The following is an 11795-nucleotide window of genomic DNA, read 5'->3' as shown; positions in this document are numbered from 1 at the left end:
GCTGACAAGAGGGGAGTTTTTTGTTCTTCTATCTCCTTTCCGAAGAGCGGGAAGAGCTACTGCCGGTAGAACTGCGGGTAGTGCTTGAAGAGCTGCTGCGACGGCTTTCGGAACTCCGTACGCCGGAAGCATTTCTTCTTTCCTTGCTTGCCGTCTTTACCCTGCTACGGCTGGGGCTCTTATCATTATTTTTAATTCTTGTGGTTTCTATTTTCTCTTTACTCGACTTTCTGCCACTATCCACACTACTACGTCGCGTACTGCTGTTACGTGTACCTGTGCTAATGCGATTATTACTACCGTTACTACGTCGCGTGGTATATACATCATCCCTGCCTGCCGGACGCTTATGCGAATTAGGGCGGATGTTCACCGAACCGAAATCTGAACGGCGGCTGGTGTGGTACGACTTATCATTCCGAATACTCCACGAACCGGTATAGTGCGGATGATGGTAACGACCGCGATAATAGCTGTTGTGATAGTGCGTACGATAATGCCCACCGCAATATGTACGGTAATGATACGGCCGCGGGAAATAGAAATGATTATGGTTGGTGTAAGTGATGTAAACCCTAAAAGACCAACGACCACCACTTACATAAACCGGACGGTAAAAATAGGCGGCCTGCATGAAACGGCCGTACTGCCGGTTATTCAGCACCCATCGAAGGTCGTCATTGCGCACATCCAGATAATCGTAATAGCGATTCAAGGCCCATTCCTCCCCCCGAAGAACGTCATCCATCAGATAACGTATACCGGAAATGAAATCATAGTTTATTTCGTACACGTCATTATACTGTTCTGTACTCAGGTTCAATTCATAGGCCATCTTGTCCGTAAGAAAGCGGGTCTCTTTACGCACTTTGCTGTTGCTCATTGCCGCACTACAAACAGCTGTACTCATCATAGCGGCAAGAAATATAAATATAATCCGTTTCATAATCCCTCCTTTTTTTAGTTATTCTTCTCATGATATTGTTTGATGAAGGCATTTATCTCGTTCTTGTCCGACGAGAAGGTCAGCTTGTCTATCGCATAATAGAAATTCGGTTTATCGGCTATTTTAGGATAAATCTTCTTCATCAACTGTTTCTTTTCACTGTCGAAACGATAAAAATCCATCAGACGGATACACTGGTCAGTAGTGAACCAAGAGGTCAGCAAGGCATGGTCGAGCACTTCCTTACGGTCTGAATCGAAACTCTGTTTTTCCATCAGCCCCATAAACTGTTCGAAGGCAGATGGTGACATCACCGGTTCATGCTGCTCGCCTCCTAACGGTCTGTCACCGGGTCTGCCAGGCTTGTGATGATTAGAAGTACCCCAGTTTCCACCAGGTCTTTTGTCCTCTGGAATGAAAATATCTTCCACTTCATTGATGGAGCAATGCACACGTTCATCATATAGGAGTTTTCCTCTTCGGGAATTCTCCCCACGGGATGGCGCTTCATAAACCTCTACCCGACAACTACCACGCAGATTGGCTACAAAACAACTGAAAGTAGGCAGGCAAACCTGCTGTCCGTCGACCAGTACCACCACTCTACGGTATGGACTTTCTATACGGATTCCGTCTATGGGCGCCGCTTTTATTGCGGGAAACGCTACCAGAACTAGACAAACACTTAATATCAAATGACGTATCATGACTTTTCTTTTTTTATTGTACGACAAAAATAGGGAGAGGAAATTCCCCTCCCTAATGATTGTCTCTATTTACAAGTAGGGAAATTCCTAATGACTGGGACTAATTCCTAATCCTGATTCCATCTTCCTCCAATACAACCAGATGTTTTTTGTACAAATCTCCCACAGCCTTTTTGAAGGTTTTCTTGCTGACACCGAAAGTTGCATAGATTTCTTCTGCCGGACTCTTGTCATTCAAAGCTATCCGTCCGCCCTGTTCACGGATATAGTCCAGCAACGTAGCTGAGAAATCTTCTACTTTAGCCTGCCCCGGTTTTTGAAGCAGCAGGTCTATCTTGCCGTCTTCACGTACCTGCTTCACATAGGCTTTCATCCTCATGCCCGTGTGCAGTGGCTGAAATATCTCGCTCTCATATAGCAAGCCGCTATATTCATCGTTGATGATCGCCTTGAATCCCAAATCCGTCTTCTGCCAAATCAGGATATCCACCTCCTGCCCCGACTCATAGGCGGCCTTCTCTTTGGAAAGATAACGGTCTACCTTGGCCGATGCCACGATACGATAGCTTTCATCATCCAAATGGGCATGAACCACATACTTCTTTCCCACCTGCATCTTCATTTTCTGTTCGCGGAAGGGGACGAAAAGATCCTTCATCAATCCCCAGTTAAGGAAAGCACCATACTGGTTTATCCACGCCACCTCCAAGCAGGCAAACTGCCCGACCTGCACTAACGGTGTCAGAGTAGTGGCTACCAGACGTTCTTCGTTATCAAGATATATAAAAACGTTCAGTTTGTCTCCCACCTTACAGTCTTGGGGGACATAACGCGACGGAAGCAGAATTTCACCTTCTTCGCCACCGTCCAGATACATGCCGAAGGCTACCTCCTTCACCACTTCCAGCGTATTGTACTTTCCTAACTCAATGCTCATAGTTTCTTACTTATCTTCATTTTCCCAACAAAGATAAGTAATTTAGGTACAATACAGCAGTTCGGAAAGAAGAAATAACTTTTTGCTCTAAAAGATAACTTTTTTCTATGAACAACTCTCTTCAAAAAGGGTTATCTTTGTATCGTGACAATCAGCAAGAAAAGATATTACTCACCTTTAAATAAAAAAGATTATGGAATTTCTGACAAATGACAAATTGACAATCGTCGGCGCAGCCGGCATGATCGGTTCAAACATGGCACAGACTGCAATCATGATGCATCTCACTCCCAACCTATGTCTGTACGACCCTTATGCTCCCGGACTGGAAGGTGTGGCCGAAGAGCTGTTCCACTGCGGATTCGAAGGAATGAACATCACATTTACCTCCGATATCAAAGAAGCGCTGACCGGTGCCAAGTATGTGGTATCATCAGGCGGTGCCGCCCGCAAGGCCGGCATGACCCGCGAAGACCTTTTGAAAGGCAATGCCGCTATTGCCGAAGAATTCGGTAAGAATGTAAAAGCCTACTGTCCGGATGTGAAGCACGTGGTTGTCATTTTCAACCCTGCCGACATCACCGGTCTGATTACCCTATTGTATTCCGGCCTGAAACCTTCACAAGTGACCACACTGGCTGCCCTCGACAGCACCCGCCTGCGCAGTGAACTTTCCAAGCACTTCGGCATTGCCCCCGACAAAATCGAAAATTGCCGTACCTACGGCGGTCATGGTGAACAGATGGCTGTATATGCCTCTACCGCCAAGGTGGACGGTAAACCGTTACTTGATATCATCGGTACCCCCGCCTTGACTAAAGAACAGTGGATCGAAATCCAGACTAAGGTAACCAAAGGCGGTGCCAACATCATCGCCCTCCGTGGACGTTCTTCCTTCCAGAGCCCGGCATACGTCTCCATCGAAATGATAGCTGCAGCTATGGGTGGCAAACCGTTCCGCTGGCCTGCCGGTACATATGTACACAGCCACGGCTTCGACCACATCATGATGGCAATGGAAACTGAAATTACCAAAGACGGTGTACACTATAAGGAACTGAACGGCACGCCCGAAGAAGAAGCCAAACTGAAAGAAAGCTATGCCCATCTCTGCACACTTCGTGACGAGGTGATAGAAATGGGTGTACTGCCTGCCATCAAAGACTGGCACAGCATCAATCCGAATATCGACTGATGTCTTCGATAGCAAATGATTTTTAGAAGTAAGGTGCCTCGCTCCATAGAGCAAGAGGCACCTTTTTTAGATATTTTTCCTCAAAAAGCCTTGCGGTATAAAAAAAACTCTTTATCTTTGCACCCGCAAACGAAAAAGGTGCCATAGCTCAGTTGGTAGAGCAAAGGACTGAAAATCCTTGTGTCCCCGGTTCGATTCCTGGTGGCACCACTTTTCAAAAGCAATCGGAATGTAGCGCAGTTGGTAGCGCACTACGTTCGGGACGTAGGGGTCGGGCGTTCGAGTCGCCTCATTCCGACAGAAAAGACTTAACTTTTAGAAGTTAAGTCTTTTTTTGTTTTATACCTCCTCTCCTCCGGTTTCCCGACCATAAGAGCGATACTCCAATGGAGTAAACCCCGTACGTTTCTTAAACGAGGAGAAGAAATGCTCGGTAGACTTATAGTCGAGCATAAAAGAGATTTCTTTCACCGATAAAGAAGTACCCACCAGCAATTGCTTAGCCTTACGCAACTTTAGCTCTTGGAAATATTTTGCAGGAGCATAGCCGGTATAATCCTTAAATACTTTGCGAAACCAAGAATAACTGATATTCAACTTCATTGCCAGTTCTTCCGGGTCAACATCCTTGAATACATTCTCGTTCATGATGATTTTAGCCTGCTCTATTTTCTGATCGACATCACCCACTTCGAAAATCTTGTTTTTAGAGATGGACAATATCATCCCTATCATATGTAGCACAATACCGGCAAGATATTGCTGGGAAGAAATCTTATCAGCTTCCGCAATTTCCAAAGCGCGAGAGAAAAGTGAAACGAGCTCTTCATTCAACCCCACCTCCAACACTTGATTCTCTTTCGATAGAAAACCACCTTTCACCATATCATCAATCACAGCTCCCTCGAAACCAATATAATATTCATTCCAACCCGTCTGCACATAAGGATAATATGTATGCCACTGACCGGGAAACAGCACCATCAGTCGTCCTTTGCACACTTGCTTCTCTGGCGTGGTCTCCGAGGAGAACAACCCCCTCCCTTTAGTAATATAGACCAACTGGTACTCGCGCAGAATCCGTCCTTTCTGCGCATTGAAAAAATAACCGGTAGGATGATCCTTCAACGGATAAGGAGAATTAGGCTGGATAGACTGAAAGCCCACAGTATTTACCCAAAGACCATATCTCTGGTCCATGTCATTTACAATAAGGTACTTAAACTCTACTCCTAAATCATTATAATTTTTAGTCATAACACGTGCCTTCCATAATAGCTCCGGAACAAAAATAGAGATTATTTATGAAAAATCCCGTCCGCAGCGAATATTATTCATCACGGACGGGAATAGACATGTAACCTAAAATAGCGCTTGCCTTAAAAAGCTTTATGATACAGAGCTTCTATATCTTCCACAGATGTAGGTCTCGGATTGCCACCGGTGCAGACATCATTGAAAGCATCGATAGCCAATTGATGCAAATCCTCTTCCCTAACATTGATTTCACGCAACCGCTGTGGAATGCCAATACTTAAAGACAATTTCCGGACAGCATCAATAGCAGCACATATACCTTCTTCCACGCTCATACCTTCCGTATTGACTCCCATCGCCTTCGCAATATGGACATATTTGGAAGCTGCCAGAGACGCTGCATTATACTCCATTACGTAAGGAAGAAGCAATGCGTTGGCCACCCCATGCGGAGTGTCATAATGGGCACCCAAAGGATGGGCCATGGAATGAACGATGCCCAGACCGACATTGCTGAACCCCATACCGGCAATGTATTGCGCTTGAGACATGGCCTCGCGGGCAACCGAATCGCTGCCATTGTCTACGGCAGCTTTCAAATGGACAGCAATCATTTCAATGGCTTTCAGTTCGAACATATCCGACATAGCCCATGCACCCGGCGTTATATAGCTTTCTATGGCATGAGTCAGTGCATCCATACCGGTTGCAGCAGTCAATCCTTTCGGCATGGAATATATCAGCTCCGGGTCAACAATAGCTACTGCCGGAATATCATTAGGGTCTACACAAACCATCTTTTTTTTGACCTCTTCGTCAATGATAACATAATTGATGGTCACCTCAGCAGCAGTTCCCGCCGTAGTAGGTAAAGCAAAAGTAGGGACAGCCTTTTGACGAGTATCCGCCACACCTTCCAGAGACTTCACATCTGCAAAATCCGGATTATTCACAACAATACCAATACCTTTTGCCGTATCAATGGAAGAGCCGCCACCCAAAGCCACGATAAAATCGGCACCGGATGCCTTGAAAGCAGCCACACCATTCTGTACATTGGTAATGGTAGGATTGGCCTTCACATCACTGAAGAGCTCATAAGGTATACTGTTCTTCTCGAAAACTTCAATCACTTTATCAGCCACCTTGAAACGGATCAAATCTCTGTCCGTTACAAAGAAAGCCTTTTTGAAACCTCTGCGGGCAGCCTCCACGGCAATCGTTTCGCGACAGCCGGCACCGAAATAAGAGGTCTCATTCAATATCATTCTATACATAATTACACACTATCTGTTAAAACAATTATTTAGGCAAATTAAACGCTACGGACATCTCCTTCATCTGAAGCTGGCTCATACCGTCCGGTTCAAAACCCATATTTTTGGCAGCAATATAGATAAGGGCAGATTTATTGAGTACATCCACCTGGTCGAAAGCAGCCATCACATCCACATCCACAGCAAACACACCATGTTTCTCCCACATCACTACATCATAGTCATCCAGTTCTCGGATGGTAGCCTCAGCCAATTCTACCGAGCTGGGAAGTTGATAAGGGATGATGCCCAAACCACGAGGACAGAAAGCCTTTGTTTCCGGTATCATACTCCAAAGCAGGTTCGAAGCTACATCTTTTTCCAGAAACTTCTTGTTGTGAGTCATGGCTACCAGCTCAATAGGATGCGTATGCACCGAAGCTTTATAGGGAGAACCTTTCGCTATCAGATTGTTGTGTACACTAAGATGGGAAGGAAGTTCCGATGTAGGCTGTACAGACTGGTCGGCTATAATGACATAGCTGGCACAGTCATCCAGAATGCGGATGACCGAACCGTTCTCCATCGGCCAACGGGCCAAATCGCGCATACGCTTGTTGGTGCCTTTGCAATAAAAATAGCAGTCTTTCAAATAAGGTAAAGTAGCACCGATTGATTTCACCTCACTAATGGCAGGCATAGCCTTGATTTCATCGTCTACAAACTCAGTGATGTTGACCGTAATATTGCCCCCATTACGTTCTGCCCAACCTTTCTGCCAGAGATAACCAGCCACCTCAGCCACCTTATTAACTTCCGCAGCCAGCGCCGGACGATTTTCTAGAATTGATTTCATATATGCAGATATATTTTAGTTTTATATTCAAAGATAGGTATTTAAACTTACCCCAGCAACTGTGGCAGGAAAGAAGAAATTATCAAGACTGCCAAGCCTATGACAAGCACTGTAATTGTCTTGGGTGTACACCCTTTCCATTCCTTCAAAAGGATACCCCAAACATTAGAGAACGTTACGTTCAACGACATTAGGATGCACCACGAGAATGTGAGCAATACCGGAGAGGCAGCAAGGAATCCCTTACCCAAGCTAAGACCAAAGAACTGGCTGTACCACAACACACCGGCCAAAGCACAAAACAAGACATTGTTTACATAAAGGGATTTCTTGCCATAATCGCCCCAACTTTTGTTCCTGGAATTCTGATAGAAACAATAGACGGCATTCGTAATGAAACCACCCAGTGTCACCATCAATGTAGCAGGCAGTGTCTTGAATATATCCGCACTTTCAGCAAAACAGAGTTTCTCTCCAAAACCCAATCCTATACTGAAACACGCACTCATAAATCCGGCAAGAAGGGCTACAATAATACCTTTAGTAAAATTGAAATCCTTTACGGCCTTCTTCTTCTCTTCTTCGCTCAGGCTGGCAGACTTCATGCTACCGGCCAGACCGATAATGCCAATACCTACCAACGTGACCACTACACCAACAATAACCGATGTTGTCAAATCTCCTGCCTTACCAGTAAATACCGGAGTCAATATCGTTCCCAATCCGGCACAAGTACCCAAAGCGATAGACTGCCCAAGAGCTACGCCCAAATAGCGCATAGACAAACCAAACGTCAGTCCCCCCACTCCCCATAAAGCTCCGAAGAACATAGTCCAAAGCGTATCCGCAGGATTGTTTGCATAAATTTCGAACAGCGAATTGCCGGCAGGTACTGCCAGCAACGCACCCAAGAACGGAAAAACCAGCCAAGCGAAAACACCTTGTACAATCCAATACGACTCCCAGCTCCACTCCTTGATACGGTTAATGGGTACATAGCAACTGGATTGGCAGAATGCTCCGATGGCAATAATCAATAACCCTAATATTATTTCCATTTCTGTCAGTTACAAGGGGTTCCTATCCTCTTTTAGAGGTTACATTAGCTTCATACTTCTCTATTTCAGCGATGAACTCCTCACCTACCGGAACATTGTTTTTCAAGCAGAACATGTCCCAAACAGCGTTCCAAGGCAAAGCCTTAGCCTCTTCGAGTAAAGCAAGGCGCTGGAAACCTTGACCGGTGGCCTCATATTCGCGAAGCTTTGCCAATGGTTCCAATAACGCACGCAACATGCATTTCTGCGCCGTACGGGTACCTATTACATAAGCACCGATACGATTGATAGAAGCATCGAAATAGTCAAGACCTATGTGTACACGGTCCAGTGCATCGCAACGGACAATTTCTTGGAAAAGTTCAAGGGTAGGATCATCCATGATGGTTACGTGGTCAGAGTCCCAACGTACCGGACGGCTTACATGGAGCATCAGCTCAGGAACAAAGAGCAACATGGAGGACACCTTGTCGGCAGCGCTTTCCGTAGGATGGAAGTGTCCTGTATCAATAGTGATGAGTTTTTGATGCTGTACACTGTAACCCATACAGAATTCATTGGAGCCTACCGTATAACTCTCCAAACCGATACCGAATACCTTTGATTCAAGGCAGTCCTTCATATGCTTGTATTCCGTAGCAAAAATACGGTCGAGAGAATCTTTGAAAAGTGCACGATACTTCATACGGTTTACAGTGATATCCTTGCTGCCATCATGCACCCAGAGATTCATGATGCAGGGATCTCCCTGGCGGCGCCCCATTTCCTCGGCAATGGCACGACAACTTTTAGTATGTTCGACCCAAAAATCACGGATACTTTGGTCCGGATTAGCCAAAGAAAGATTACCGCTCTTCGGATGAGAGAAAGAAGTGGAATTAAAATCCAATTTTATACCATTCTCGGCTGCCCATTGCATCCAGCTTTCGAAATGTTTCACCTCTACCTGATCGCGATCTACGAAGGTACCGCCAAAGTCACCGTAAATCTCATGCAAATTCAAACGGTGCTTACCGGGGATATAAGAAGCAGCTTTCAAAATATCGGAACGCAGTTCTTCCATATTACGGGCTTTACCGGGATAGTTTCCTGTAGTCTGGATACCACCGGTCAATGAGCCGGCAGATTCGAATCCCTGAACATCATCAGCCTGCCAACAATGCATGGAAATAGACACTTTCTGAAGTTGCTCCATTACTTTTTCTACATCCAATCCGAGAGCTGCGTAACGCTCTTTAGCAATTTCATACGCTTTGTTTATCAATTCTTCTTTCATGATACGTGATTTGATTATGAGTTATAAGTTATTGGTAATCATTATCCATTATAATTAGTCATCGTCAATTGCTTGAAGTGCAGGTAGGCGGCATTCCAATCCTCCATATCCTGCGGATAGAAAGTCTTTAATGGTATGGAACGGTTGATGAGCTGTCTCATGGAAGCAATGTCTCTAGCTGCTCCGGCAGCCAATGCCTGAACCATAACGTTACCGATAGCAGTAGCTTCGGAAGGTCCGGCAATCACGGGAATACCGACAGCATTGGCTGTCCACTGGTTAAGCAGCTCGTTACGACTGCCGCCACCGATAACATGCAAGGCCTCCACCGGATGTGGTGAAAGATTTCGCAGGCTATCCAGCACCTGACGGTATCTCAAAGCAAGACTCTCAAAGATACAGCGTACTATCTGTCCATGTGTCATGGGAATAGGCTGACGATAATCGGCACAATAGGTCTTGATGGCCTGCTCCATATTCGCCGGATTGGTAAACAAAGCATCATCCGGATTAATTAGACTACGGAATGGTTCACAAGTACCAGCCTCAACGATGAGTTCGGAATAAGAGATTTCCCCCCATTCGGTACGGCAACGTTCAAGCAGCCACATACCACAAATATTCTTTAACAAACGAATGGTTCCTTCCACACCGCCTTCATTCGTAAAATTCAAGGATTCTGCTTCAGCAGTAATGACTGGAGCATCCGTCTCCACTCCCATCAGAGACCAAGTACCACTACTTAGATAAGCAAAATTACGGTCCATGGCAGGTACGGCAGCAACTGCAGAAGCTGTATCATGCCCGGCAACAGCTATCACGGGGACAGCACCAAGTCCGGTTATTCGTTGTACTTCCTCCGTCAAGCCCCCTATTTTTTCACCAGGATAGACAAAACGCCCGAAATGAGCTTGTGTCAGTCCAATCTCCTGCAGCAAGGCATCCTCCAGCCTGCAGGTATTGGCATTTACCAACTGTGCCGTACTGGCAATAGTATACTCCGTTACCATCTGACCGGTCAACATATAGCTCAAAGCATCAGGCATAAACAGCAATTTATCTGCAGCTGCCAATGCACTGTCATGATTACGGCGTAATGTATCAAGTTGGAACAAGGAGTTGAAATTCATCACCTGAATCCCCGTCCATCCATACACATGGCTACGAGGTATACGTGTGAAGAACGCTTCCGGAGCACCCACCGTATGAGGGTCACGATAGGAATACGGCTGGCGAAGAAATCCCCCATCCTTACCTACACAGACAAAATCTACTCCCCAAGTGTCGATACCGATGGAAGTTATTTCTACACCTTTACGGGCGGCAATCCTCAGCCCTTCAATAATATGACGGTAAAGTTCATAAATATCCCAGTAAAAATGTCTGCCAGCTTCAATCAGATGATTTGGGAAACGGTTTACTTCTTCCATTTCCAAACCATTCGAAGTAAAAGTTCCCAGAATTGTGCGACCACTGGTAGCCCCCAAGTCGACCGCAAAAAAGCATTGTTTCATGGTAATTAGTTTTAGTTGCTATTCAACGATACAAAAATAGGAGATTATCCCCCTACTTTTTGTACAGTTTTTGATTGAAAGGGTGTCAGATTTGGCAATTGCATATCTATTCTATATTATATCAACATTTATCAAATGCATACAGAAACAATCCCCAATAACGTGAAAGAACAGATAAACAAGGCTGCTACAAAGAGAACAAGAACAACATATATAATATACCTATGTATAAAAAGAATAAAAAAAGTCTCCTTTTTGCATATTCTTTCCGAAATAATCCCTAATTTTGCGCCACTCTTAGAATAATTATACAGAAAATGAAGAAAAAAGCCAATCGGTTAGACGCCATCAAGATGATTATCTCAAGCAAAGACATCAGTTCTCAGGAAGAACTGTTGCAAGCTTTGAGCAAGGAAGGCTTTGAACTGACACAAGCCACCTTGTCACGCGACTTGAAACAGCTGAAAGTAGCGAAAGCAGCGAACATGAACGGTAAATACGTATATGTGCTGCCCAACAACATCATGTATAAACGTTCGAACGACCAGAGTGCAAGTGAGATGTTGATGACAAGCGGATTCGTTTCACTTCAATTTTCGGGCAATATTGCCGTCATCCGTACCCGGCCCGGATATGCCAGCAGCATGGCCTACGACATCGACAACCGGGAGTGTCCCGCCATTCTGGGTACCATTGCCGGAGATGACACCATCATGCTGGTGGTGCACGAAGCGGCGTCACATGACGAGGTACGCAGCTTCCTATCGCAAATCATCCCGAACATTAAATGATA

Annotated in this window: 11 protein-coding genes and 2 tRNA genes; 4 read left to right on the top strand and 9 right to left on the bottom strand. The window is 45.3% G+C overall.

Annotated elements, in window-relative coordinates:
• Nucleotides 1-28: 28 nt before the first annotated feature.
• The 3 genes from DW096_RS10975 to DW096_RS10965 form a co-directional block, all read right to left on the bottom strand.
• Complete coding sequence (locus DW096_RS10975; RefSeq protein WP_118931014.1) at nucleotides 29-946, bottom strand: hypothetical protein; 918 nt, start codon at nucleotides 944-946, stop codon at nucleotides 29-31.
• A gap of 14 nt (nucleotides 947-960) precedes the next feature.
• A complete protein-coding gene (locus tag DW096_RS10970) occupies nucleotides 961-1653 on the bottom strand; it encodes a DUF4476 domain-containing protein (protein WP_005825088.1) in 693 nt (230 codons plus the stop codon).
• A 100-nt stretch (nucleotides 1654-1753) separates the two neighbouring features.
• Nucleotides 1754-2590, bottom strand: a complete 837-nt coding sequence (locus DW096_RS10965; protein WP_005834783.1) for a S1 RNA-binding domain-containing protein — start codon at nucleotides 2588-2590, stop codon at nucleotides 1754-1756.
• 193 nt (nucleotides 2591-2783) lie between these two features.
• On the opposite strand from DW096_RS10965, the gene DW096_RS10960 reads away from it, so the two are divergent.
• The 3 genes from DW096_RS10960 (at nucleotide 2784) to DW096_RS10950 (ending at nucleotide 4083) form a co-directional block, all read left to right on the top strand.
• On the top strand, nucleotides 2784-3785 hold the full coding sequence (locus tag DW096_RS10960) for a malate dehydrogenase (protein WP_117963073.1): 1002 nt from the start codon (nucleotides 2784-2786) through the stop codon (nucleotides 3783-3785).
• 137 nt (nucleotides 3786-3922) lie between these two features.
• Nucleotides 3923-3995: transfer RNA gene (locus tag DW096_RS10955), tRNA-Phe, on the top strand.
• 15 nt (nucleotides 3996-4010) lie between these two features.
• Nucleotides 4011-4083 (top strand) — tRNA-Pro (locus DW096_RS10950).
• Nucleotides 4084-4124: 41 nt separating this feature from the next.
• Here the strand turns inward: DW096_RS10950 and DW096_RS10945 are convergent.
• The 6 genes from DW096_RS10945 to DW096_RS10920 all read right to left on the bottom strand — a co-directional run bounded on the left by DW096_RS10945 (nucleotide 4125) and on the right by DW096_RS10920 (nucleotide 11002).
• Nucleotides 4125-5042 (bottom strand): AraC family transcriptional regulator, encoded by a 918-nt coding sequence (locus tag DW096_RS10945; protein WP_120028758.1) that lies wholly within the window; start codon nucleotides 5040-5042, stop codon nucleotides 4125-4127.
• A gap of 122 nt (nucleotides 5043-5164) precedes the next feature.
• Nucleotides 5165-6319, bottom strand: a complete 1155-nt coding sequence (gene fucO / locus DW096_RS10940; protein WP_118931013.1) for a lactaldehyde reductase — start codon at nucleotides 6317-6319, stop codon at nucleotides 5165-5167.
• 25 nt (nucleotides 6320-6344) lie between these two features.
• Nucleotides 6345-7154, bottom strand: a complete 810-nt coding sequence (rhaD, locus tag DW096_RS10935) for a rhamnulose-1-phosphate aldolase (protein WP_005825102.1) — start codon at nucleotides 7152-7154, stop codon at nucleotides 6345-6347.
• A 47-nt stretch (nucleotides 7155-7201) separates the two neighbouring features.
• Entirely contained in the window at nucleotides 7202-8212 is a 1011-nt protein-coding gene (locus tag DW096_RS10930) for an L-rhamnose/proton symporter RhaT (protein ID WP_005825105.1), read from the bottom strand.
• 22 nt (nucleotides 8213-8234) lie between these two features.
• Complete coding sequence (locus tag DW096_RS10925; protein WP_118931012.1) at nucleotides 8235-9488, bottom strand: L-rhamnose isomerase; 1254 nt, start codon at nucleotides 9486-9488, stop codon at nucleotides 8235-8237.
• Nucleotides 9489-9529: 41 nt separating this feature from the next.
• Nucleotides 9530-11002: a rhamnulokinase family protein gene (locus DW096_RS10920; RefSeq protein WP_118931011.1), complete on the bottom strand. Its 1473-nt coding sequence runs from the start codon at nucleotides 11000-11002 to the stop codon at nucleotides 9530-9532.
• A gap of 317 nt (nucleotides 11003-11319) precedes the next feature.
• Between DW096_RS10920 and argR the strand changes: the two genes are divergently transcribed.
• The gene (gene argR / locus DW096_RS10915) at nucleotides 11320-11793 is read left to right on the top strand and encodes an arginine repressor (RefSeq protein WP_118931010.1); all 474 of its coding nucleotides are present in this window, start codon (nucleotides 11320-11322) and stop codon (nucleotides 11791-11793) included.
• Nucleotides 11794-11795 lie beyond the last annotated feature (2 nt).

This window comes from Bacteroides sp. AM07-18, assembly GCF_003602695.1.
GTDB classification, from domain to species: Bacteria; Bacteroidota; Bacteroidia; order Bacteroidales; family Bacteroidaceae; genus Bacteroides; species Bacteroides uniformis.
Note: the sequence above shows the minus strand (reverse complement) of the source record. Positions and strands in the feature narration are given on the sequence as shown.

Coding starts and splice junctions, on each gene's coding strand:
- DW096_RS10975 (WP_118931014.1), bottom strand. CDS start 946: ATGAAACGGATTATATTTATATTTCTTGCCGCTATGATGAGTACAGCT.
- DW096_RS10970 (WP_005825088.1), bottom strand. CDS start 1,653: ATGATACGTCATTTGATATTAAGTGTTTGTCTAGTTCTGGTAGCGTTT.
- DW096_RS10965 (WP_005834783.1), bottom strand. CDS start 2,590: ATGAGCATTGAGTTAGGAAAGTACAATACGCTGGAAGTGGTGAAGGAG.
- DW096_RS10960 (WP_117963073.1), top strand. CDS start 2,784: ATGGAATTTCTGACAAATGACAAATTGACAATCGTCGGCGCAGCCGGC.
- DW096_RS10945 (WP_120028758.1), bottom strand. CDS start 5,042: ATGACTAAAAATTATAATGATTTAGGAGTAGAGTTTAAGTACCTTATT.
- fucO (WP_118931013.1), bottom strand. CDS start 6,319: ATGTATAGAATGATATTGAATGAGACCTCTTATTTCGGTGCCGGCTGT.
- rhaD (WP_005825102.1), bottom strand. CDS start 7,154: ATGAAATCAATTCTAGAAAATCGTCCGGCGCTGGCTGCGGAAGTTAAT.
- DW096_RS10930 (WP_005825105.1), bottom strand. CDS start 8,212: ATGGAAATAATATTAGGGTTATTGATTATTGCCATCGGAGCATTCTGC.
- DW096_RS10925 (WP_118931012.1), bottom strand. CDS start 9,488: ATGAAAGAAGAATTGATAAACAAAGCGTATGAAATTGCTAAAGAGCGT.
- DW096_RS10920 (WP_118931011.1), bottom strand. CDS start 11,002: ATGAAACAATGCTTTTTTGCGGTCGACTTGGGGGCTACCAGTGGTCGC.
- argR (WP_118931010.1), top strand. CDS start 11,320: ATGAAGAAAAAAGCCAATCGGTTAGACGCCATCAAGATGATTATCTCA.